Origin of the sequence: Dryocola clanedunensis subsp. sulfonylureivorans, assembly GCF_016756775.1 — a bacterium.
GTDB classification, from domain to species: Bacteria; Pseudomonadota; Gammaproteobacteria; order Enterobacterales; family Enterobacteriaceae; genus Dryocola; species Dryocola clanedunensis.
The window spans coordinates 1-23,106 of sequence record NZ_JAERMU010000021.1; the positions used below are offsets into that span (position 1 = coordinate 1).

At 54.2% G+C, this 23,106-nt stretch carries 27 protein-coding genes; 15 read left to right on the top strand and 12 right to left on the bottom strand.

Annotated elements, in window-relative coordinates; genetic code table 11:
• The first annotated feature begins 454 nt into the window (after positions 1-454).
• Entirely contained in the window at positions 455-1,699 is a 1,245-nt protein-coding gene (gene sstT / locus HYQ67_RS18655) for a serine/threonine transporter SstT (protein ID WP_202306069.1), read from the top strand.
• Between the two features lie 33 nt (positions 1,700-1,732).
• On the opposite strand, the gene HYQ67_RS18660 is transcribed toward sstT, so the two are convergent.
• The 3 genes from HYQ67_RS18660 to uxaC all read right to left on the bottom strand — a co-directional run bounded on the left by HYQ67_RS18660 (position 1,733) and on the right by uxaC (position 5,304).
• Positions 1,733-2,275 carry a YgjV family protein gene (locus HYQ67_RS18660; RefSeq protein WP_202306070.1) on the bottom strand — a complete coding sequence of 181 codons (543 nt, stop codon included), beginning with the start codon at positions 2,273-2,275 and terminating at the stop codon, positions 1,733-1,735.
• A 114-nt stretch (positions 2,276-2,389) separates the two neighbouring features.
• Entirely contained in the window at positions 2,390-3,877 is a 1,488-nt protein-coding gene (locus tag HYQ67_RS18665; protein WP_202306071.1) for a UxaA family hydrolase, read from the bottom strand.
• A 17-nt stretch (positions 3,878-3,894) separates the two neighbouring features.
• Entirely contained in the window at positions 3,895-5,304 is a 1,410-nt protein-coding gene (gene uxaC / locus HYQ67_RS18670) for a glucuronate isomerase (protein WP_202306074.1), read from the bottom strand.
• A gap of 483 nt (positions 5,305-5,787) precedes the next feature.
• Here uxaC and HYQ67_RS18675 point away from each other — a divergent pair, with 483 nt between their 5' ends.
• The 11 genes from HYQ67_RS18675 (at position 5,788) to HYQ67_RS18725 (ending at position 13,101) form a co-directional block, all read left to right on the top strand.
• Entirely contained in the window at positions 5,788-7,089 is a 1,302-nt protein-coding gene (locus tag HYQ67_RS18675) for an MFS transporter (protein ID WP_202306075.1), read from the top strand.
• A gap of 130 nt (positions 7,090-7,219) precedes the next feature.
• Positions 7,220-7,996: a transcriptional regulator ExuR gene (exuR, locus tag HYQ67_RS18680; RefSeq protein WP_202306076.1), complete on the top strand. Its 777-nt coding sequence runs from the start codon at positions 7,220-7,222 to the stop codon at positions 7,994-7,996.
• 327 nt (positions 7,997-8,323) lie between these two features.
• Positions 8,324-8,986, top strand: a complete 663-nt coding sequence (gene yqjA / locus HYQ67_RS18685; RefSeq protein ID WP_202306077.1) for a DedA family general envelope maintenance protein YqjA — start codon at positions 8,324-8,326, stop codon at positions 8,984-8,986.
• A gap of 4 nt (positions 8,987-8,990) precedes the next feature.
• A complete protein-coding gene (mzrA, locus tag HYQ67_RS18690; RefSeq protein ID WP_408626193.1) occupies positions 8,991-9,374 on the top strand; it encodes an EnvZ/OmpR regulon moderator MzrA in 384 nt (127 codons plus the stop codon).
• A gap of 168 nt (positions 9,375-9,542) precedes the next feature.
• Positions 9,543-9,911, top strand: coding sequence for a DUF1090 domain-containing protein (locus tag HYQ67_RS18695; RefSeq protein WP_202306079.1), 369 nt, complete (start codon positions 9,543-9,545; stop codon positions 9,909-9,911).
• 36 nt (positions 9,912-9,947) lie between these two features.
• Complete coding sequence (locus HYQ67_RS18700) at positions 9,948-10,253, top strand: ElaB/YgaM/YqjD family protein (protein ID WP_202306081.1); 306 nt, start codon at positions 9,948-9,950, stop codon at positions 10,251-10,253.
• Between the two features lie 2 nt (positions 10,254-10,255).
• Entirely contained in the window at positions 10,256-10,654 is a 399-nt protein-coding gene (locus tag HYQ67_RS18705) for a phage holin family protein (protein ID WP_202306082.1), read from the top strand.
• Positions 10,651-10,944, top strand: a complete 294-nt coding sequence (locus HYQ67_RS18710; RefSeq protein ID WP_202306083.1) for a YqjK-like family protein — start codon at positions 10,651-10,653, stop codon at positions 10,942-10,944. Before HYQ67_RS18705 ends, HYQ67_RS18710 begins: the two co-directional genes overlap by 4 nt.
• Positions 10,945-11,151: 207 nt before the next feature.
• Positions 11,152-11,544: a DoxX family protein gene (locus HYQ67_RS18715; RefSeq protein ID WP_202306084.1), complete on the top strand. Its 393-nt coding sequence runs from the start codon at positions 11,152-11,154 to the stop codon at positions 11,542-11,544.
• Between the two features lie 76 nt (positions 11,545-11,620).
• Complete coding sequence (locus HYQ67_RS18720; RefSeq protein WP_202306085.1) at positions 11,621-12,613, top strand: glutathione S-transferase family protein; 993 nt, start codon at positions 11,621-11,623, stop codon at positions 12,611-12,613.
• 104 nt (positions 12,614-12,717) lie between these two features.
• A complete protein-coding gene (locus tag HYQ67_RS18725) occupies positions 12,718-13,101 on the top strand; it encodes a DUF805 domain-containing protein (RefSeq protein ID WP_202306086.1) in 384 nt (127 codons plus the stop codon).
• 81 nt (positions 13,102-13,182) lie between these two features.
• Here HYQ67_RS18725 and HYQ67_RS18730 read toward each other — a convergent pair whose 3' ends face one another.
• Complete coding sequence (locus tag HYQ67_RS18730) at positions 13,183-14,073, bottom strand: LysR family transcriptional regulator (protein ID WP_202306087.1); 891 nt, start codon at positions 14,071-14,073, stop codon at positions 13,183-13,185.
• A 105-nt stretch (positions 14,074-14,178) separates the two neighbouring features.
• Between HYQ67_RS18730 and HYQ67_RS18735 the strand changes: the two genes are divergently transcribed.
• Complete coding sequence (locus HYQ67_RS18735) at positions 14,179-14,880, top strand: pirin family protein (RefSeq protein ID WP_202306088.1); 702 nt, start codon at positions 14,179-14,181, stop codon at positions 14,878-14,880.
• Between the two features lie 2 nt (positions 14,881-14,882).
• Here the strand turns inward: HYQ67_RS18735 and HYQ67_RS18740 are convergent, their stop codons facing one another.
• From HYQ67_RS18740 to mlaF, 8 genes are all read right to left on the bottom strand, one after another.
• Positions 14,883-15,980 carry an AAA family ATPase gene (locus tag HYQ67_RS18740; RefSeq protein ID WP_202306089.1) on the bottom strand — a complete coding sequence of 366 codons (1,098 nt, stop codon included), beginning with the start codon at positions 15,978-15,980 and terminating at the stop codon, positions 14,883-14,885.
• An 86-nt stretch (positions 15,981-16,066) separates the two neighbouring features.
• Positions 16,067-17,335 (bottom strand): UDP-N-acetylglucosamine 1-carboxyvinyltransferase, encoded by a 1,269-nt coding sequence (gene murA, locus HYQ67_RS18745; protein WP_202306094.1) that lies wholly within the window; start codon positions 17,333-17,335, stop codon positions 16,067-16,069.
• A gap of 53 nt (positions 17,336-17,388) precedes the next feature.
• A complete protein-coding gene (gene ibaG, locus HYQ67_RS18750; RefSeq protein ID WP_121266380.1) occupies positions 17,389-17,643 on the bottom strand; it encodes a BolA family iron metabolism protein IbaG in 255 nt (84 codons plus the stop codon).
• 123 nt (positions 17,644-17,766) lie between these two features.
• Positions 17,767-18,072 carry a lipid asymmetry maintenance protein MlaB gene (mlaB, locus tag HYQ67_RS18755; RefSeq protein WP_202306095.1) on the bottom strand — a complete coding sequence of 102 codons (306 nt, stop codon included), beginning with the start codon at positions 18,070-18,072 and terminating at the stop codon, positions 17,767-17,769.
• Entirely contained in the window at positions 18,072-18,707 is a 636-nt protein-coding gene (gene mlaC, locus HYQ67_RS18760; protein WP_202306096.1) for a phospholipid-binding protein MlaC, read from the bottom strand. Before mlaC ends, mlaB begins: the two co-directional genes overlap by 1 nt.
• Positions 18,708-18,725: 18 nt before the next feature.
• Complete coding sequence (gene mlaD, locus HYQ67_RS18765) at positions 18,726-19,277, bottom strand: outer membrane lipid asymmetry maintenance protein MlaD (protein WP_202306097.1); 552 nt, start codon at positions 19,275-19,277, stop codon at positions 18,726-18,728.
• A gap of 4 nt (positions 19,278-19,281) precedes the next feature.
• A complete protein-coding gene (gene mlaE / locus HYQ67_RS18770; protein ID WP_202306099.1) occupies positions 19,282-20,064 on the bottom strand; it encodes a lipid asymmetry maintenance ABC transporter permease subunit MlaE in 783 nt (260 codons plus the stop codon).
• Positions 20,065-20,070: 6 nt separating this feature from the next.
• Positions 20,071-20,886: a phospholipid ABC transporter ATP-binding protein MlaF gene (gene mlaF / locus HYQ67_RS18775; protein ID WP_202306100.1), complete on the bottom strand. Its 816-nt coding sequence runs from the start codon at positions 20,884-20,886 to the stop codon at positions 20,071-20,073.
• A 230-nt stretch (positions 20,887-21,116) separates the two neighbouring features.
• Between mlaF and HYQ67_RS18780 the strand changes: the two genes are divergently transcribed.
• Positions 21,117-22,094: a calcium/sodium antiporter gene (locus HYQ67_RS18780; RefSeq protein ID WP_202306102.1), complete on the top strand. Its 978-nt coding sequence runs from the start codon at positions 21,117-21,119 to the stop codon at positions 22,092-22,094.
• Between the two features lie 15 nt (positions 22,095-22,109).
• Entirely contained in the window at positions 22,110-23,096 is a 987-nt protein-coding gene (gene kdsD / locus HYQ67_RS18785; protein WP_202306104.1) for an arabinose-5-phosphate isomerase KdsD, read from the top strand.
• Positions 23,097-23,106 lie beyond the last annotated feature (10 nt).

Consider the following 23,106-nt stretch of genomic DNA (forward strand, 5'->3'; position numbering starts at 1 on the left):
AGAGTGAACATATTTTGTCTCCTTTCACCTGAGCCAACACGTCATTCCAGCCTTGTACATACGAAGTCAGAGCTTCTGGTTACCGTTCGGATTTTGAGTGACGTGAAAGGTGAAACGGAGGGCTTAAGCTACGAAGAAAGATCGGCGTCTTCAGGGCGGATACAAGCTTCCTCCGTTTCGTGTAACCGGTAGCTAACCAGCTACCGGTTCAAGATACAAGGGCGGATAAGCGAATGCGTCATCCGCCAGCTTTGACAACTGTAGCCAATGTCACAATATTGTTACGTAGTGGTTATAAAACCTGGATAACCGCTAACTATTTAGTGATTAACTCTTCCTGACCCGCCACTTTTCCTTATACTCGACCAGGCAAACATACTTGATTACATCCGATCATTCAGGCGCCTCAGAGCGCAGATTCAGGATTGGACGACACACAACAGGAAGGTAAGACATGGCAACACAATCTCCAGGACTTCTCTCGCGCCTGGCGCACGGTAGTCTGGTTAAGCAAATTCTCGTTGGCCTGGTGCTGGGTATCGCACTGGCGATGGTGTCAAAAGACGCCGCTATCGCCACCGGTTTATTAGGTACGCTGTTCGTTGGTGCGCTGAAAGCCGTAGCGCCAGTTCTGGTGCTGATGCTGGTGATGGCGTCCATTGCTAACCACCAGCACGGACAAAAAACCAGTATTCGCCCTATATTGTTCCTTTATCTGCTGGGGACGTTCTCCGCTGCGTTAACCGCCGTTGTTGTCAGTTTCCTTTTCCCTTCCACGCTGCATCTGACCACCGGGGCGACCGATATCGTGCCGCCGTCAGGGATTGTGGAAGTTCTGCGCGGCCTGCTGATGAGCATGGTTTCCAATCCCATTGATGCACTGCTGAATGCTAACTATATCGGTATTCTGGTGTGGGCCGTGGGCCTGGGCTTTGCATTACGTCACGGTAACGAAACGACTAAAAACCTGGTGACCGATGTTTCCAACGCGGTGACGTTCCTGGTGAAAGTGGTGATTCGTTTTGCGCCGATTGGTATTTTCGGCCTCGTTGCCTCCACGCTTGCCACGACGGGTTTCGCAACGCTGTGGAGCTACGCGCATCTGCTGCTGGTGCTGATTGGCTGTATGCTGGGCGTGGCGCTTATCGTCAATCCGCTGCTGGTCTGGTACAAAATCCGCCGCAACCCGTATCCGCTGGTATTGACGTGCCTGCGTGAGAGCGGCGTTTACGCCTTCTTCACCCGCAGCTCAGCGGCGAACATTCCGGTGAATATGAGCCTCTGCGAGAAGCTGAACCTGGATCGTGATACCTATTCCGTGTCGATTCCGCTGGGTGCAACTATCAACATGGCCGGTGCGGCTATTACTGTTACCGTGCTGACCCTTGCTGCGGTTCATACGCTGGGCGTGGCGGTAGATTTGCCGACGGCATTGTTGTTAAGCGTAGTGGCTGCGGTTTGCGCCTGCGGTGCGTCCGGCGTGGCGGGTGGTTCACTGTTGCTGATCCCGCTGGCGTGCGGCATGTTTGGTATTCCGAATGAGATCGCCATGCAGGTGGTCGCGGTTGGCTTTATTATTGGCGTACTGCAGGATTCTGCCGAAACGGCGCTGAACTCTTCGACGGACGTGCTGTTCACTGCGGCGGCCTGTCAGGCCGAAGACGCACGTCTGGCAAATAAAGACCCTCTGCGCGGTTAACTCTTCTCCTCCCCGTCGGCAACGGCGGGGATTTTACTCCTGCTCCTGCACTTTCTTCTCGACAAGGAACGGGTCAATCCCCCGCTTCTGCATCCGCCAGAACCTAATAATATTCAGCCCGTTCATGATCAGAAAACTGCCCTCAATGAGCGTGCCGCCGATCGATCCCAGCCAGAAGTTATGCGTCACCCAGCACGCCGTGGAACACCACATGACGCAGCGCGTGGTAAGCCCCTTGCAGCGGAACAGCGCCCAGGTACTGGCAACGGTGCCGACAATCGGCAGCAGCTCCATCAGATGGGTGAACTTCGCAAGCCCGAGGCCCAGCGTCAGCGCGATAAACAGGGACATGACCCACACGCTGCGGGTTCGCAGCGAGATAACGGTGCGCACGGCGTTGAGTTCGGCGCTGAAGCCCGCCGGGGTAGCGCCCATAAGAAAGAAATGCAGCCCGATGATGGCGCTGTAGCCTGCCAGCTGAAGCTTGAAGCGCCGCTCGTCGCGGTTGATGAACGTCGTGATGCCGACGGCAAAGGCGAGTACGCCCACGCCCTGGGCGATCCAATACGCGGTCATGTTCTGTCCTTGCCAGCCTCCGGCTGTGTCTGGTACGCCTCTACGTAGGGGGGATAAGCAGCAGCGTCATCCACCAAAAAATCGACGGGCGACGCGCTGCTTTCCAGCCCGGAGTTACAAAGTTACTCCGCTTTTAAAGATAGCAAGTTCACGGAAGTCGTTGCGTTCATTGCAGGTTTTTTTGCCGTTGGCGATGTCAACGATACGGTCGATGAACTGATTAAGCAGCGTCGGCATGTCGCTGCCGTGCAGCAGTTCACCCGCGTCAAAATCAATCCAGTGCGGTTTTTTCGCCGCCAGCTCGCTGTTAGTGGCGATTTTCACGGTTGGCACAAAGCCGCCGTACGGCGTGCCGCGACCAGTGCTGAATAACACCATATGGCACCCTGCTCCGGCCAGCGCGCTGGTCGCGACGGCATCATTGCCCGGCGCGCTCAGCAGGTTCAGCCCCGGCGTTTTCAGCCGTTCACCGTAGCGCAGTACGTCCACCACTTCGCTCTCGCCCGCCTTTTGGGTGCAGCCGAGGGATTTCTCTTCAAGCGTGGTGATGCCGCCAGCTTTGTTACCCGGCGACGGGTTTTCGTAAATCGGCTGGTTGTGGGCAATAAAGTACTGCTTGAAATCGTTAACCATGGCGACGGTTTTGTCGAACGTTGCTTCGTCGCGGCAGTGGCTCATCAGGATGCGTTCGGCACCGAACATTTCCGGCACTTCCGTCAGCACCGTGGTGCCGCCGTTCGCCACCATGTAGTCAGAGAAACGCCCGAGCATTGGGTTGGCGGTGATACCGGACAGGCCGTCAGAGCCGCCGCACTCCAGACCGAACTTCAGTTCGCTGAGCCTGCCCGCTTCGCGCCTGTCGTGGCGCATGGTTTCGTACAGCGCCTGCAACTGCTCAAGGCCTGCTTCCACCTCATCGTCCTGCTGCTGGCAGATCATAAAGCGCACGCGTTCGGGATCGTATTCACCCAGCGTTTCGCGGAAGGCGTTCACCTGATTGTTTTCACAGCCCAGACCAATCACCAGCACCGCGCCCGCGTTCGGGTGATGCACCATGTTTTGCAGCATGGTGCGGGTGTTGATGTGGTCTTCCCCCAGCTGCGAACAGCCAAACGGATGGCTGAAAAGGAACACACCGTCGATATCTTCCGCGTCGTTGTTCTGCTTCAGGAAGCGATTCTGGATCTGCCGCGCAATCCCGTTAACGCAGCCGACAGTGGGCAGGATCCACAGCTCGTTGCGCACCCCGACCGTCCCATTGGCGCGGCGGTAGATGTTCACTTCACGATCGGCGGCCTGCTCCGCAAGTTCCAGCACGTCAGGCTGATAGCGATATTCATCCAGATCGCTGAGGTTGGTGCGCGCATTGTGCGAGTGAATATGTTCACCTGCTTCAATGGGCGCCAGCGCATGACCAATCGGCAGGCCATATTTAATCACGTTGTCGCCCTGGGCTATGGCCCCCAGCGCAAACTTATGGCCGCGAACGACCGGCTGGCGCAGGGTAATTTCTGCGCCTTCAACGGCAATCACTTCACCTTCAGCCAGGTCCACTAGCGCGACGGCGACGTTGTCCTGCGCATGGATCTTGATGTATTGCATATCAGCCTCGGTCCCGACTAGTTCAGTTCAATGCCGAAGTAGTCTTTAGCATTGTTAAAGCAGATGTTTTTCACCATGCCGCCCAGCAGCTGGATATCCGCCGGTGCCTCACCCGCCGCAACCCAACGGCCAATCATCTGGCACAGAATGCGACGGAAGTATTCATGACGGGTGTAAGACAGGAAGCTGCGGCTGTCGGTGAGCATGCCGACAAAGCGGCTCAGCAGGCCGAGCTGCGCGAGCTGGGTCATCTGGCGCTCCATGCCGTCTTTCTGATCGTTAAACCACCAGCCGGAGCCAAACTGCATTTTGCCCGGCATCCCTTCACCCTGGAAGTTACCGACCATGGTGCCGATCACTTCGTTATCGCGCGGGTTCAGGCAGTAGAGGATGGTTTTTGGCAGCTCGTTGTTTTCGTTCTGCTTGCTCAGCAGGCGGGAAAGCTCCATCGCCAGCGGACGGTCGTTGATGGAGTCGAAGCCCACGTCCGCGCCCAGCAGTTTGAACTGGCGCTGATTGTTATTACGCAGCGCGCCAATATGGTATTGCTGCACCCAGCCGCGGCGGCTGTACTGTGAGCCGAGCCAGACCAGAACGGCGGTTTTGAACTGGGCCACTTCGTGCTCGCTCAGCTCGTTGCCCGCCAGGCGGCTTGCCAGAATTCCGTCCAGCGTCGCTTCGTCCGCTTCGGCGAACATCACAACGTCTAACGCGTGATCCGACACCTTACAGCCGTGGGCGGCAAAGTGATCCAGACGTTTGTTCAGCGCCGTCAGCAGATCGCCGAAGCGACGAATATCAGTATCAGAAACCTCCGCCAGCCTGTTCATGTACTCCGCAAAGGTTGGCAGCTCAATGTTGAAGGCTTTGTCCGGACGCCAGCTTGGCAGCACTTTCACGTCGAAGCCGTCGTCGGCAATCTGACGGTGATAGCGCAGGTCGTCAACGGGATCGTCGGTGGTGCCTGCCATTTTGACGTTCATCTGCTTCATGATGCCGCGCGCGCTGAACTCATCCTGCGCCAGCAGTTCATTGCATTCGTTCCAGATTTCGTCAGCGGTTGAAGGTGATAGCAGTTTACCGGTAACGCCGAACGGGCGGCGCAGCTCAAGGTGGGTCCAGTGGTAAAGCGGGTTGCCGATACAGTGCGGTACGGTGGCAGCCCAGGCGTCAAACTTTTCACGGTCGCTGGCATCGCCGGTACACAAGCGTTCTGCCACACCGTTGGTCCGCATCGCGCGCCACTTGTAGTGATCGCCTTTCAGCCAGATGTCATACAGGTTTTTAAAGCGGTAGTCGTCGGCAACCTGCTGCGGCGGAAGGTGGCAGTGGTAGTCAAAAATCGGCTCATCTTTCGCATAGTCGTGATACAGGCGGCGGGCAAATTCTGTATCGAGAAGAAAATCGTCAGTCATAAACGGGGTCATGTAAGGATTCCTCTGTACATAGCATTTCGATGCTTACGCATAATGAAGACAAAGTTATCACACCAATTTAGATGAGCGGAGCAGATTTTTGCGGGAGCCATCACAAAACCCGTACTTTTTTTGCGAATACTCTGGCTAAAAACAGCCCAAAACCCGCGTCATTACTGGCTACAAAGCCGCTCCCACTCTGAAATGGCCCAAAAAACCCTTTTGTGATGTCACTCAACTTTTAAAGCTGTATGACAAGTTATCTTGCTGCCCTCGCAATACCTCTTAACACGGAAAGATTCAGACGCTGGCATGACAAGCCGCGCACAGGGTAAGGAGACCTGGTTTGCCGAAGGCACATTTTAATTTATGGCAAGGTACGGGTCTTATCGGGTTATACCCCCGGCAAGTCCCCCTTTAAAAAGACTCACGTCAAGGCACGAGCCTGACGTCAGCCGCGTTCGCGGGGCTGCAAAAGACGGGATGAAGTTTGAAATGCGAAAGATTAAAGGCTTGCGCTGGTACATGATAGCCCTGGTCACCATGGGCACCGTGCTGGGTTATCTTACTCGTAACACCGTGGCCGCCGCCGCACCGACGCTGATGCAAGAACTGCATATTTCGACACAGCAATACTCCTATATTATCGCCGCTTATTCAGCGTGTTACACGGTGATGCAGCCGGTCGCTGGTTACGTTCTCGATATCCTCGGCACTAAGATTGGTTACGCCTTCTTCGCCATCGCCTGGGCAATTTTCTGTGGCGCGACTGCGCTTGCAGGAAGCTGGGGCGGTCTGGCCGTCGCTCGTGGTGCGGTCGGTGCTGCGGAAGCGGCCATGATCCCTGCGGGCCTGAAAGCCAGCAGCGAATGGTTCCCGGCGAAAGAGCGCTCTGTCGCCGTGGGTTGGTTTAACGTGGGCTCTTCCATTGGAGCAATGGTCGCACCGCCGCTGGTCGTCTGGGCTATCCTGATGCACAGCTGGCAGATGGCGTTTATTATCTCCGGCGTGTTGAGCTTCGCCTGGGCCATGGCGTGGCTGATGTTCTATAAGCACCCACGCGATCAGAAGAAGCTGACGGAAGAGGAGCGTGAATACATCATTGGCGGCCAGGAAGCCCACCACCAGACCAACAACAGCAAAAAGATGTCGGCCTGGCAGATTATCCAGAACCGTCAGTTCTGGGGCATCGCCCTGCCACGCTTCCTGGCTGAGCCAGCATGGGGGACGTTTAACGCCTGGATCCCATTGTTTATGTTCAAGGTGTATGGCTTTGATTTAAAACATATTGCCATGTTCGCCTGGATGCCAATGCTGTTTGCCGATCTTGGCTGCGTGCTTGGCGGCTACCTGCCACCGCTGTTCCAGCGCTGGTTTGGCGTGAACCTGATTGTTTCACGCAAAATGGTTGTGACCATGGGCGCGGTCCTGATGATTGGACCAGGGACCATCGGTCTGTTTACCAGCCCTTATGCGGCAATCGCTTTGCTGTGCGTCGGTGGTTTTGCCCACCAGGCGCTGTCCGGGGCGCTGATTACCCTCTCTTCCGACGTGTTCGGACGTAACGAAGTGGCTACTGCTAACGGCCTGACCGGGATGGCAGCATGGACGGCCAGTACGCTGTTCGCCCTGGTTGTTGGTGCGCTGGCCGATACCATGGGATTCAGCCCGCTGTTTGCTGCCCTTGCCGTGTTCGATCTGCTGGGCGCGTTGGTTATCTGGACGGTGCTTAAGAATCAGCCGATTAGCGAGCTGCAGTCGCCATCAAAAACGGGGCCAACCGTTACTCAGTCGTGATTGTTGAGCGTTCTCTCAAAAGCCGCCGAAAGGCGGCTTTCGCATTTTTGAGCACAGGGACAAAGTAGAGCGAATATCAGAAAAGTGGTATAACAGATCATGTCACTTGCCGTATCCCCCGGAGCCTTAAATGGAAGTCATGGAACCCCGTCGCCTGTATCAGCAGCTGGCCGCTGAGTTAAAACATCGTATTGAAAGCGGCGTCTATCACGTGGGTGAAAAACTGCCCGCTGAGCGCTTTATTGCTGAAGAGAAAAATGTCAGCCGCACGGTGGTGCGCGAAGCGATAATCATGCTGGAAGTAGAAGGCTACGTGGAGGTTCGTAAAGGTTCGGGCATTCATGTCATTTCCAGCCAGGCGAAACATACCCATATCCCTGATGAACGTTTTGAGTTCGCAAGCTTTGGGCCTTTTGAGCTTTTACAGGCGCGCCAGCTTATCGAAAGCAATATTGCCGAGTTTGCCGCCACCCAGGTGACCAAGCAGGATATTGTGAAGCTGATGGAAATTCAGGAGATGGCACGTAAGGAGATGAGCTTCCGGGATTCCGAGTGGGATTTGCACTTCCATACTCAGGTTGCTCTGGCGACGCAGAACAGCGCGCTGGCGGCAATTGTTGAAAAAATGTGGAGCCAGCGTATTCATAATCCGTACTGGCAAAAACTTCACGAGCACATTGATATGCGCACGGTGGATAACTGGTGTGATGACCACGACAATATTCTCAAGGCTCTGATCCGCAAAGATCCACACGGGGCAAAGCTCGCCATGTGGCAACACCTTGAGAACACCAAGCAGATGCTGTTTAACGCCACCAGCGACGATTTCGAATTTAACGCCGATCGCTATCTGTTTGCAGAAAACCCGGTGGTTCACCTGGAAACGTCATCAAGCAGTCAAAAATAGTCATTTCTGCCCGCGGGGGTAAGCAAACCAACCAATAGTGTCAGCGTTTGTAAATACCCTCGCCAGCCCCCTCCCCGGTAAGCAAAATCAACCCTCAACAAAGTACAAATTCTCTGACGCTTTACCCGCGGCTTTGTTACAATTAGATGCAATTTCATAGCCTCTGAAGAGCTTTGTCTTCCAGCGTCTTATTCGTACACACAAGGAGTGGTGACGCAAGACCTGTCCGGGCTATGTGCAAGCGGTTAAATAAAACTAACTCCAGTGCCGCTTTATAGCTGACCCGATTCATACCGGCGACCTTAATCGATGTGCCAGGAACACTGAATGGAACTTTTGACCCAACTGCTGAACGCTCTGTGGAGCCAGGATTTTGAAACGCTTGCCAATCCCGGGATGATTGGCATGCTTTATTTTGTTTTGTTCATGATTCTCTTTCTTGAAAATGGGTTATTGCCCGCCGCATTCCTGCCGGGTGACAGCCTGCTGGTGCTTGTCGGGGTACTGATTGCCAAAGGTGCAATGGGCTTCCCGCAAACCGTTTTATTATTGACCACCGCCGCAAGCCTGGGCTGCTGGCTTAGTTACATTCAGGGGCGCTGGCTTGGTAATACGCGTATTGTGCAGAACTGGCTGTCACATTTGCCTGCCCACTATCACCAGCGTGCGCACAATCTTTTCCATAAGCATGGCCTTTCCGCCCTGTTAATCGGCAGATTTATTGCTTTTGTTCGCACATTGTTACCAACTATTGCCGGAATTTCTGGTCTGAGTAATGCGCGCTTCCAGTTCTTTAACTGGATGAGCGGCCTGCTGTGGGTGTTAATTCTCACCTCTCTGGGCTACCTGCTGGGTAAAACGCCGGTATTCCTGAAATACGAAGATGCATTGATGTCCTGCCTGATGCTGCTGCCCGTGGTGCTGCTGGTATTTGGCCTGATCGGTTCGTTAATTGTGCTTTGGCGTAAAAAATACGGTAACCGTGGTTAGAGGGATAACGATGAAACCAGAATTATTGCGTCGCCTACGGGCGGCGCTGCTGATCGCCGGACTTCTGATGAGCGCGCTGCTCGTGTGGTCTGGCATGCAGCAAACGGAATCCACCCTGCAAATCAGCAGCAGCCAGCAGGGGATTAGCATGCCGGACGGTTTTATTGTCTGGCATCATCTGGATGCTAACGGCATCCGCTTTAAAAGTATTACCCCAGAAAATAACTCGCTGTTAATTAAGTTTGATTCCAGCGCGCAAAGCGAAGCCGCCAAAGCCGTGCTCTACAGAACGCTGCCTCGCGGCTATGTGATTGCTCTGCAGGAAGAAAATGACAGTGCCAGTGCCTGGCTCTCGCGTCTGCGTAACCACGGCGATCGTATCGGCTGAAGCCGCTGAATATTCTTAATTCATTTGCAAAAATTGGGTTTTCATCCAGTTTTTGTCTATGCTTGAGTTTGATTTAACTGCGCGAAATCAGCGTCTTTTATCAGATTTTGGACATTGGCTGTCGCTTGAGTGCGCACATGCCCGCTTTCACAATGGAAGGTTACCATCATGAATTACCGTACCGTATTGGCTATCGCCCTGTTATCTCTTACTTCTGCCACTCAAGCTGCTTCCCTGTGCAGTGAGAAAGAGGCGGATATTCAGCGTGAAATTGGCTATGCGGAAAAGCATCAGAATCAGCACCGCATTGATGGTTTGAATAAAGCGCTAAAAGAAGTCCGGGCTAACTGCACAGATAGCAGCCTGCGCGCCGAACATCAGAAAAAAATCAACGAACAAAAAGAAGAGATCGCGGAACGTAAAGCGGATCTTCAGGAAGCCCGTCAGAAAGGCGATGCAGACAAAATTACCAAGCGTGAAGAAAAACTGTCTGAAGCTGAGCATGAGCTAAAAAGCCTGGAAGCCCGCGATTACTAAAATCGAAGGATCAACCTCAAACACCTGGAGAGAACCATGTCAAAAGATACTACATCAGAACATTTGCGCGCTGAGTTGAAATCCCTGGCAGATACGCTCGAAGAGGTGCTTAACGCATCGACGGATAAGTCAAAAACCGAACTGGAAAAATTACGCGGCAAGGCTGAGAAAGCCCTGAAAGAGAGCCGTTATCGCCTTGGTGAAACCAGCGATGTGATTGCAAAACAGACGCGTGAAGCGGCCGCGAAAGCTGACGATTATGTGCGTGAAAATCCATGGACTGGCGTAGGTATTGGTGCGGCGATTGGCGTCGTGCTGGGCGTTCTGATGACGCGACGCTAATTATGGCTGAATCTCGTCAACCTCAGGGGCCGGGTAAAGGCGTCCTCGGTGTCGGACAGCGTCTGGTTACCATCATCGTAGGGATGGTGGAAACACGCGTACGTCTTGCGGTCGTGGAACTGGAAGAGGAGAAAGCCCATCTTGTTCAGCTGCTGCTGATGCTTGGCTTAACCATGTTATTTGCGGCCTTTGGACTGATGAGCCTGATGGTGCTGGTCATCTGGGCGGTCGATCCTCAGTACCGCCTGAACGCGATGATTGCTACCACGGTAGTGCTGCTGGCTCTTGCCCTGATAGGCGGTGTCTGGACGTTATATAAGTCCCGTCAGTCAACTCTGCTGCGTCATACCCGTCGCGAGCTGGAGAATGACCGCGAGCTGCTTGAGGACGAGAAACCATGAGTGACCGCGAGCGTAATAAGCGTAAAGCGCTGTTGCTGAGCCGCATTCAGCAGCAAAGGCTGGATCTGAGTGCCGGCAAGCGAGAGTGGCTGGAAGTTACCGGTTCTTACGATCGCGGCTGGCACACTATTATGAGCCTGCGCAGCTATGCGCTTATCGCCAGCAGCGTGATGGCAATCTGGAGTGTCCGTCACCCCAGCTTCCTGATGCGCTGGGCGAGACGCGGCTTTGGTGCCTGGAGCGCCTGGCGGCTGATACGCAATACGGTACAGCAGCAAACTCATCACTGACCGTACCGCCCTTCGGGGCGGTATTTTTTTGCCTGATATCCTTGCTCAATATATTTGAAGAACAATGACAGTTTTCCTTGCTAACAATCTTATTTCGCCCCGTCTATTATCCTCTCCATCGACAGCGCCTGCCGGTAACCTCCGGAAATAGCTAAGACATAAATCACCGGGCTGATAGCACCCGAATAAAAAACGTTGGAGAGTAAAATGAAAAAATTAGATGATGCTGGTGTTCTGTTAGCGCGTATCCTGATGCCAATCCTGTTCATCGTGGCGGGCTGGGGAAAAATTACGGGCTACGCCGGCACGCAACAATATATGGAATCGATGGGCGTACCAGGGTTCCTGTTGCCTCTGACCATTTTGCTTGAATTCGGCGGCGGCCTGGCAATTCTGTTCGGTTTCCTGACCCGTACTACGGCCCTTATCACCGCCGTATTTACCCTGCTGACAGCGTTCCTGTTCCACGCTGATTTTGCGCAGGGCCCGAACTCCATCATGTTCATGAAGAACTTTACTATCGCAGGTGGCTATCTGCTGCTGGCCGTCTTCGGTCCAGGTGCTTACAGCATCGACCGTGCGCTGAATAAAAAGTGGTAAGCGTTCTATACTGAATCAGTAAAAGCGAAGGCTAATCCCTTCGCTTTTTTTATTTCTGCATGACGAGGAGAAAAGCATGGGACAGTTAATTGACGGCGTATGGCATGACGTGTGGTACGACACCAAATCCACCGGCGGCAGCTTTAAGCGCTCTGAATCTGCCTTCCGTAACTGGCTGACCGCCGATGGTGAGCCGGGTCAGTCAGGCAAGGGCGGATTTGCCGCCGAGAAAGGCCGTTACCATCTCTACGTTTCTCTTGCCTGCCCGTGGGCGCATCGCACCCTGATTATGCGCGCGCTGAAGGGGCTGGAGTCGTTTATTTCCGTGTCGGTCGTCAGCCCGCTGATGTTTGAAAACGGCTGGACGTTCGACGACGATTTCCCGGAGGCTACCGGCGACGGGCTTTATCAGCATGATTATCTTTATCAGCTGTATTTGCAGGCCGATCCGCACTATTCCGGGCGCGTTACCGTTCCCGTGTTGTGGGATAAGAAAACGCAGACCGTCGTCAGCAACGAATCTGCTGAAATCATTCGTATGCTTAACTCCGCTTTTGACGCGCTGGGGGCACGAGCCGGGGACTATTATCCACCGGCATTGCGCAGCCAGATTGATGAGCTGAACGGCTGGATCTACGACACGGTCAATAACGGCGTTTATAAATCCGGCTTCGCCACAACGCAGGAAGCTTACGACGCGGCGGTTGTGCAAGTGTTTGAATCTCTGGCTCGTCTCGAGCAGATCCTCGATAAGCACCGCTATCTGACGGGCAATACTTTAACCGAAGCAGATGTTCGTCTGTGGACCACGCTGGTACGCTTTGATCCGGTTTACGTCACCCACTTTAAGTGCGACAAGCACCGTATCAGCGATTATCCGAACCTGTACGGCTTCCTGCGCGATCTCTACCAGCTGCCGGGCGTGGCGGAAACCGTAAGTTTCCCGCATATCCGCAACCATTATTACCGCAGCCACAAGACCATCAACCCGACCGGAATTATCTCCATCGGCCCCGCGCAGGATTTGAACGAGCCGCACGGCCGCGATGTGCGGTTTAGCAAAGGTTGATAATATTCGTCTGAGATATGATTTACGCACAATCCATTCACGGCTATTCTTGAAGAGATCGCTTACAGATCAAGTGATTGACACTTATTCAAGGCAGGCCGCAAATGGATTGGTATTTCAAAGTATTAAGAAACTATGTTGGCTTTCGCGGGCGCGCGCGCCGCAAAGAGTACTGGATGTTTATTCTCGTCAACCTGGTGTTGACCGGCGTATTGAGCATTCTGGATAAAATGCTGGGGCTGAAAATCGCCGCCGATGAAGGGATGCTCACCACGATTTACGGTTTGCTGATCATGTTACCGTCGTGGGCCGTTCAGTTCCGCCGCCTGCACGATACCGATCGTTCAGCGTGGTGGCTGCTGCTGGTGCTGATCCCGATTATCGGCTGGATCGTGATTCTGATCTTCAACTGTCAGAACGGTACGCCGGGCGAGAACCGCTTTGGCAGCGATCCGAAGCTGATGGATGCGACATTGGTGAGCGACTAAGGATTGTTGGCGACGCTTCGCTTATCCGCCCTGCAAGGTTCCCGACACGTAAGGTGGGTAAGCGACAGCGTTACCCACTTTTTATTTCAGAAGTTTAGGGATCTCTCGCAGGCACCACGCCTTCGCCTCACCCATGCTGTCCCGCCGCCACGCCATAATAATATCAACTTCCCTGATGTACTCCGGGCTGACCACGCGCAGGCGTCCTTCGGCGATGTCCTGCTCCACCAGCGGGTATGGCATAGTGGCAACGCCAAGACCCGCCAGCAATGCCTGCCGTTTATCGGCCATTGAGCTGACGGTTAAGCGCGGCTGTTTGTCCAGCAGCTGAACGGTGAGCACCGGGCGCTCGCGGGCGGTATCCGCCACGGCAATACCGCGATATTTCACACGAGTCACTTCTGAAAGCGGTTCTGGCTCGTTATGAATAGGATGATCCGGTGCGGCGACGTAGACGCTCATGACCGAGTAAAGCTTGCGTGAATTGATCTCAGACGAGGAACGGAAGTGCATATCCGGTGCAATCACGATATCTGCCCTTCCCTGCTCCAGGCGCTCCCAGGCTCCGGCCAGAACTTCGGTGATGACCGACAGCTGGGTATCGGCTTTGTCGGCCAGCTTGTCGACTAACGGGAATAGTTTTACCGCGGGAACCAAAGCTTCGGTGACGATAGTCAGATGCGTTTCCCAACCGCGCGCAAGGGCTTCAGCGTCCGTTGTGAGTTTATCCGCAGCTTCCAGCAGGACTCGCCCACGCTCGAGCAGCATTCGCCCGACGTTAGTGAATTTGGTGCGATGGCCAGAGCGGTCAAACAGCACAACATCCAGTTCTTCTTCTAATTTTTGCATGGTGTAGCTAAGCGCAGAAGGCACGCGTCCAAGTTCGTCCGCAGCGGCGGCAAAGCTGCCACGGCGGTCTATTGCGTCCATCACCCTTAGTGCCTCAAGCGTCAATGCTCTCTCTTTAGCCATCTCGTTCTCATTCAGGAAATTTGAACATAGCGAGCAGATTAACTGGCTAACAATGCAGCGTCCAGACCTTTACCATGGCTTAAGTGTAAAAGAGGTCAAAATATTATGATTACGCCAAGAACAGCCAAACAATGCGGCAACGCGGACTACGGATGGTTACAGGCGCGCTATACATTCTCCTTCGGCCACTATTTCGACCCGAAATTGCTGGGCTACGCTTCTTTGCGCGTGCTCAATCAGGAAGTGCTGGCGCCAGGGGCTTCGTTCCAGCCGCGCACCTATCCGAAGGTGGATATTTTAAATCTGATTCTGGAAGGTGAAGCCGAATACCGCGATAGCGAAGGTAACCACGTGCAGGCAAAAGCGGGTGAGGCGCTGCTGCTTTCGACTCAGCCAGACATCAGCTACAGCGAACATAATCTCAGTAAGGAGCGTTCGCTCACGCGTCTGCAAATCTGGCTGGATGCCTGTCCTGAACGAGAAAATTCGGCGGTACAGAAGATTGCTATTACCGACCAGGCCCGGCAGCTCCTCGCCTCCCCGGACGGGAGCGAGCAGAGTGTTCAGCTGCGTCAGCAGGTCTGGCTGCACCATATCGAGCTGCAAAAAGGCGAACGGCTGAACTTCCAGCTGCAGGGTCCACGCGCGTATTTGCAGTCTATCCACGGAACCGTTCATGCCGTGACGCAAACAGAAGAAAAAGAAGGGCTGACCTGCGGCGATGGCGCATTTATCCGCGACGAAGCCAGCCTGACGCTGGTTGCCGATACGCCGCTGCGTGCGCTGCTGATTGATTTACCGGTTTAACATCATGTCAGTCTGTTAACACGCGTTTCGCCGTTTTCAATGCCCAGTTCGTAAAGCGTAAACGCCGTGTGTTTCTCAATGAGCTGTGCCAGCTCGCGGGAGTGGCTGGTCAGCCAAATTTGTGTGTAGCGGCTGGCTTCAGCAATCAGCCGTGCCAGCGCAGGCAACATTTGCGGGTGAAGGCTATTTTCCGGTTCGTTTAGCGCAATGAAACGCGGTGGACGCGGGCTGAGCAATGCGACAGCCAGGCACAGAAAACGCAGCGTTCCGTCTGAAAACTCTGCCGATTCGAGCGGCCGGTTAATCCCCTTACGGGTCATCATCATCTGAAAACGACCGTTGCCGTTATCGCAAAAGAAAACGCATTCAGGGAACGCTTCCTCCAGCACGGTGAAGAGCAGTTCGCTGTCGCCTATCTCGACAATAGTCTGAAACGCCGCCGCCAGGTTTAATCCGTCGCCGCTGAGTATGGGCGAACGATAACCCACCTGTGGCAATCGTAGCCCGGCCCCCTTCGAGATATCAAACTCATGGTAAAAGCGCCAGTTGCGCAGCGTTTCCCGTGCGCTTGAGACCTCCGGGTAAAGATGAGGCTCACCAAGCTGGCCGAACAGCGATTCGTTTTCATAGAGCGTGGCGGCGTGGGTGACCTTTTCGCCATTTACATTGTTCAGGAAAACAGTCTGGTTACGCCGCTGCATGATGCTCGACGAAGGTCGACGGCGAAAACCGCTCAGCCAGATTTGCTCTTCTTTGACGATGGGATCGAGATCGAACATAGTCGGATAAGGGAGTTTTTCCGGGAAACCAACCTGCAATTCGTATTCGAAAACGTCCGTCTCGACGGCAAGCGTTACGCGGCGTGGCGCGCTGGCGTAGCCCTTCGCCCGATCGCCCGCCCACATCGCCTTATGGATCCCCCCCTCGTCAGATAGCCAGTGCGACAGCTGCCCGCTGGCCGCCCCGTGGATCAGGTGAATCGCCTTATAGATGTTAGATTTGCCGCAGCCGTTTGGCCCGAAGACGACGTTAAGACGTTCCAGATCGATGGATAATTTTCTGACGGAGCGATAGTTGTCGATATAGAGGGATTTGATCATCGCAATAGCTGTTCTGAAGAAGAGGCTTTTATTATGGCAAAAAAAAACCGGGGATAGCTAAACCCCCGGTCTCTGAGCGAGCGAAGTTATTCGCCGCCGCTGCCTTTCACACGTTCGATGTTGGCACCCAGCGCCTGAAGCTTAGCTTCAATGCACTCATAGCCGCGGTCGATGTGGTAGATACGGTCAACGATAGTGGTTCCTTCGGCAATACAGCCCGCCAGCACGAGGCTTGCTGAGGCGCGTAAATCCGTTGCCATAACCTGCGCACCAGAGAGTTTTTCTGTGCCGTGGCAGATAACGGTGTTGCTTTCAATTTCAGCGTGCGCGCCCATACGAATCAGTTCCGGCACGTGCATGAAGCGATTTTCGAAGATGGTTTCGGTGATAACACCGGTCCCTTCGGCAACGAGGTTCAGCAAGGTGAACTGGGCCTGCATGTCGGTTGGGAAGCCAGGGTGTGGCGCAGTACGCAGGGTGACGGCTTTAGGACGCTTGCCGTGCATATCCAGGCTGATCCAGTCTTTGCCCACTTCGATATCCGCACCGGCTTCACGCAGTTTAGCCAGTACCGCATCCAGGGTATCCGGCTGTGCTTTATGGCAGATGATTTTGCCGCGTGAGATCGCTGCTGCAACCAGGAACGTACCTGTTTCGATACGGTCAGGCAGCACGCGGTAAACGCCGCCGCCCAGACGTTTAACGCCTTCGATGGTGATACGGTCGCTGCCTGCGCCGGTGATTTTCGCACCCAGCGTATTCAGGAAGTTCGCGGTATCAACGATTTCTGGCTCGCGCGCCGCGTTTTCGATGATGGTAGTGCCTTCAGCAAGCGTTGCGGCACTCATGATGGTCACGGTGGCACCAACGCTCACTTTGTCCATGACGATGTGCGCGCCCTTCAGGCGACCATTGACAGAGGCTTTAACATACCCCTCTTCCAGCTTGATTTCCGCCCCCAGCTGTTCCAGACCGGTAATGTGTAAATCAACCGGGCGCGCGCCGATAGCACAGCCGCCAGGCAGAGAGACCTGACCCTGGCCGAAACGGGCTACCAGGGGGCCAAGCGCCCAGATGGAAGCACGCATGGTTTTCACCAGATCGTAAGGCGCGCAGAAGATGTTCACCTGGCTTGCATCAATGAACACGGAACCATTGCGCTCGACTTTAGTGCCCAGCTGGCTGAGCAGCTTCATGGTGGTGTCGATGTCTTTCAGCTTAGGGACGTTCTGGATCTCAACCGGCTCTTCAGCCAGCAGGGCCGCGAACAGGATCGGCAACGCGGCGTTTTTCGCCCCGCCGATAGTGACTTCACCACTTAGCTGAGTGGGGCCTTGTACACGAAATTTATCCATTAAAAAATTCTCTATTGAATTCAAGTTATTACAACTCGCACAGGGCGAATTGTTCAAAAACCATTTAGTTTGCGATCGCGGTCCCACTCCTGAGGAGTGTAGGTTTTGATCGACACGGCGTGAATCCGGTTATCGGCGATGAATTCCATCAGCGGCGCATAAACCGTTTGCTGTTTTTTCACGCGACTTAACTCGCCGAACAGCTCTCCCACCGCAATCACCTGAAAGTGGCTACCGTCGCCGGAAACGTGGACTTCCTGGAGGGGCAGTGCGTTCATCAGCACTGTCTGAATTTCATGATTTTCCATGGGATATATATTCGTCGGTTAGTGAATTAGCCACACATCTTAGAGGAAAGTGGCGTCAGCTTAAATAAGCAAAAAGCCCTCGGGTCGAGCTGACCTGAGGGCGTGAAGAGTAACGCTATGAAATTACTGGCTTGCAAAGGTGGGAAGCAGGCCGTCGGGCAGATTATAAAGTTGCACCAACGTCTGGAGCTTATCGCTGGCTCCAGACAACCTCATCTCGGTTCCTTGCTTGCGAGCCTGGGCAATCAGATGGATAAGCAGGGCGACCCCTGCGGTGTCCACACGGGACAAATCTGAAAGATCGAGCGACTGCACGCCGCTCATCACTTTGTCACGTTTCGCCCAGAGGGTCTGAACCGTTTCGCTGTCCAGCTCACCGGCGAGTTTCAGCGTATTGCCGTCTCGCGTCCAGCTCAGCTGTTCGTTCATTACTTTTTGTTATCCAGAGTGATCGGCTGCCGGGAAATCGCCTTCAGCTGCGCGGTCAGGCCATCGACGCCCTTGGTACGCAGGATATTGCTCCATTCATTTTGCTTGGTGGTGATCATGCTGACGCCTTCGGCAATCATATCGAATGCCTGCCAGTTGCCGGTCTGGCTGTTCTTACGCCACTGGAAGTCCAGGCGCACCGGTGGACGACCATTTGGATCGATAATCGTGACGCGAATAGGGATGATGGTCGCGTCACCCAACGGTTGTTCCGGGGCAATCTGATAGGATTGACCGTTATACAGAGCCAGCGCCTGGCCATAGGCCTGCTTCAGGTATTCTTCGAACGCTTTGAAATACGCCTCGCGCTGCGCCGGGGTTGCGTCTTTATAGTAACGGCCCAGTACCAGCGCACCAGCGTACTTTATCTGCACATAAGGCAGCAGTTCCTGACCAACGATGTCACGCAGGTAGTTCGGATTCTGACGGATTTTTGGCTGCTCGTTCTTCAGGCGGTCAAAGGTTTTCTGCGCCGCTTCGTTCATCTGCTTATACGGATTAGTCTGGTCCGCCGCTGTCGCCATTGAGAGCGGGGCAATCACCAGCATGGCGATCATCACAAGTCGTTTAAACATATTAATTTTCCTCTTTGATTAGTTCGTCGTGCCTGACTGAGGCGCTGCATCATTGCTTTGCCCGGCTGCCGGCTGGGCATCCCCGGATTTGTGCTCATCGTCGTTTCCGCTCTTATACAAGAACTGACCGATTAAGTCTTCGAGGACTAACGCTGATTTGGTATCCTGGATCCTGCCCCCGTCTTTAAGGATAGACGAACCGAGTTCCGGGTCGTCAAAGCCCAGGTTCAGCGCCAGGAACTGCTCGCCTAACAAACCGGAAGTCCTGATCGCCAGCGAGCTGGTATCAGGAATGTGGTTGTAGCGCTGTTCAATGTCCATCGTCACGCGTGGCAGGTAGGTTTTCTCGTCAAGCTCAATGCTTGCAACGCGTCCGATAACCACGCCGCCCAGGCGAACCGGGGAACCTGTATTCAGACCACCGATGTTATCAAAGGTCGCATACACGCGATAAGTAGGTTCACTGCGCAGTGAGGTGACATTGGCCACTTTCAGACACAGGAAGATGATAGCGGCCAGCGCCACCAGCAGAAAGGCACCAACGCCAATTTCAAATTTCTTTGTTTGCATGAACTCAATTCCCAAACATCAGTGCTGTGAGCACAAAATCAAGGCCAAGAACGGCCAGAGAGGCGTGCACAACGGTACGTGTCGTTGCCCGGCTGATCCCTGCGGACGTCGGAATAGCGTCGTAGCCATTAAATAACGCGATCCACGTTACGGTCACGGCAAACACGAGGCTTTTAATAACACAGTTGACTAAATCGAGACGCCAGTTAACGGCATTCTGCATGGCGGACCAGAAGAAACCGGCATCGATGCCCTTCCAGCTTACGCCGACCAGTGCCCCGCCCCAGACTCCTACGGCGACAAAAATCAGTGTTAACAGCGGCAGCGAGATGACCCCCGCCCAGAAGCGCGGCGACACGACACGGCGCAGGGGATCGACAGCCATCATTTCCATACTGGAGAGCTGTTCTGTCGCTTTCATCAGGCCAATTTCAGCAGTTAACGCTGAACCTGCCCGTCCGGCAAACAGCAGCGCGGCAACCACCGGCCCCAGCTCGCGTAGCAGCGAGAGCGCCACCAGCATGCCCAGGCTTGATTCCGCACTGTAGGTCGTGAGCACCAGGTAACCCTGCAAGCCCAGCACCATGCCGATAAACAGGCCAGAAACGATGATAATGACCAGCGACAGCACGCCAACGTTATAGAGCTGACGAACCAGCAGCGGCGCGTGCTTGCGGAATTCAGGTTTCCCTACCACTGCATTAAAGAGCATCAACCCGGCACGACCAAACGACGCACAGGTTTTTAAGCCACGCCGTCCGAACGATGCCAGTGCATTTAAGAGCATAGTCCGCTAACTCCCTGTTTCAGATAATAGATCGGCCTGGTAATCCGCCGCAGGATAGCGGAAGGGTACCGGGCCGTCCGCAATACCGTCGAGGAACTGACGCACCCGTGGCTCGCGGTTCTCGCGCAGCATTTCAGGGCTGCCTTCCGCCACGATATGTTGATCGGCAACGATATAGGCATAATCCGCGATACTCAGCACCTCCGGTACGTCGTGAGAAACCACGATGCACGTAACGCCTAAGGCATTGTTTAGTTCGGAGATTAATTTCACCAGTACGCCCATGGTGATAGGGTCCTGGCCGACAAATGGCTCGTCGAACATGATGAGATCGGGTTCAAGCGCAATCGCACGAGCAAGCGCGGCACGGCGCGCCATACCGCCTGACAGTTCAGAAGGCATCAGATTCGCAGCGCCTCGCAGACCAACGGCTTCGAGCTTCATCATCACCGTACTATGCAACAGCGGTTCAGGCAGACGTCGATGTTCGCGTAGCGGATAGGCAACGTTTTCAAAAACATTCAGATCGGTAAACAGGGCACCTGACTGGAAAAGCATGCTCATCCGTTTACGCACGGTGAACAGACGCGAGCGTGACATTTCCGGCACGTTTTCACCGTCAAAGAGAATTTTGCCGCACTCAGGGGCAATTTGCCCGCCAATCAGACGCAGCAGCGTGGTCTTCCCTATCCCGGATGGGCCCATAATGGCAGTGATCTTGCCCCGTGGTACCGTCAGAGAGATGTTGTCGAAAATACGTCGACTGCCACGTGAGAAACTCACCCCGCAAATGTCGACCAGATTCGCCTCTTTCTGGCTCATCATCCTTCCTTTTAAAGAGTGTATGGATAAAGCTTGGTGCCAAAACGCAGTGGAAGACCCTCATTTTTACAGAATATTACCCGCTGCGGTTAGCGAAAGCTGGCATTTGTTTTACTTTTAGAGCGCTTAAAGTCAGAATTAAGAATTATTGGATTCCCTTCAGATAAGCGCGCCCCGCCGGAATTTTTCAGGCCCAGGACCGGCGATTATACCTGAATAAAGGATTTTACATGCTGTTAGCTACGGCTCTGTTAATTATCGGTTTACTCCTGGTGGTCTATGGTGCCGACCGTCTGGTGTTTGCCGCTTCAATACTGTGCCGCAATTTTGGGATTCCGCCGCTAATTATCGGCATGACTGTCGTGAGTATCGGCACGTCGCTCCCGGAGATGATCGTCGCGGGCTCCGCTGCGCTTCACGGCCAACTGGATTTAGCGGTTGGCACGGCGATTGGTTCCAATATCACTAACATCATGCTGATTTTGGGGCTGGCGGCGCTGTTACACCCATTTACCGTCAATTCCGATATCCTGCGCCGCGAATTGCCCCTAATGTTGCTCTTCAGCGGTATTGCAGGTTTGCTTCTTTTCGATAATCACCTCAGCCGACTCAACGGCGTCGTGCTTATCGTGGCGGCAGCTCTGTACCTGCTGTTTATCGTTAAACTCGCTCGCCTGGCTGAAAAACAGGGTGACGATAACCTGACAAGAGAGCAGATAGCCGAGCTGCCCCGCGATGGCTCTCGTTCCGTCGCGTTTCTCTGGCTTGCCGTGGCCCTGATCATTTTACCGATGGCGACGCGGATGGTTATCGATAACGCCACCGTGCTGGCCAATTTCTTTGGTGTCAGCCAGCTCGTGATTGGCCTGACGGTGATTGCTATCGGTACCAGCCTGCCAGAACTTGCCACCGCTATCGCCGGAGCGCGTAAAGGTGAAGATGACATAGCCATCGGCAATATCATAGGATCGAATATATTTAATATTGTCTTTGTGTTGGGTATCCCGGCGCTTATCGCACCTGGAGATATTGACCCGCTGGCCTTCGCCCGGGACTACTGGGTGATGTTAGCGGTTAGTGCCATTTTCGCCCTGCTTTGCTGGCGTAAGCCGCGCTCTATCGGCAAGTCGACCGGCGCTCTGTTAACATGTGCGTTTATCGTATGGATCGCGGTGCTGTGGTTTGTGGCATCGCCAGTCGTTGGATAAATTGGAAACGAAAATATGTCACACATAGATCTACAGCCGGGCTTTGACTTTCAACAAGCGGGAAAAGACGTCCTTAATATTGAACGTGAAGGCCTGGCTCAGCTCGATCAGTACATCAATGCTGATTTCTCCGCCGCCTGCGAGAAGATTTTTTACTGCCCCGGCAAAGTGGTTGTCATGGGGATGGGGAAATCCGGACATATTGGCAAAAAAATGGCGGCGACGTTCGCCAGCACCGGTACGCCGGCCTTCTTTGTTCATCCGGGTGAAGCAAGCCACGGTGATTTAGGCATGGTTTCCCCGCAGGACGTGGTGATTGCCATTTCCAACTCTGGTGAGTCAAACGAAATCCTCGCGCTGATCCCGGTGTTAAAGCGTCTTCAGGTGCCGATGATTTGCATGACGGGACGTCCTGAAAGCGCCATGGGTCGAGCTGCAGATATCCATTTATGCATTAAAGTGCCGAAGGAAGCTTGTCCGCTGGGTCTGGCACCGACGACCAGCACCACGGCGACGTTGGTGATGGGCGATGCCCTGGCGGTTGCTCTGCTTAAAGCCCGCGGCTTCACCCAGGAAGATTTCGCCCTTTCCCATCCGGGCGGGGCGTTGGGTCGTAAACTGTTGTTACGCGTCAATGACATCATGCACACTGGCGACGATATTCCGCACGTCAGCAAAGATGCCAGCCTGCGCGATGCCCTGCTGGAAATCACCCGTAAAAACATGGGCATGACGGTAATCTGTAACGACCTGATGAAAATCGAAGGCATCTTCACCGACGGTGACTTACGCCGCGTCTTCGATATGGGCGTCGATTTACACACCCTTAATATCGCCGATGTCATGACCTCTGGCGGTATTCGCGTAAGGCCGGGCACACTGGCCGTCGATGCACTGAATCTGATGCAGTCCCGCCATATTACTTCCGTTCTGGTTGCTGATGGCGACCAGCTAATTGGTGTGGTACATATGCATGACATGCTGCGCGCAGGCGTGGTTTAACAAAGGATTA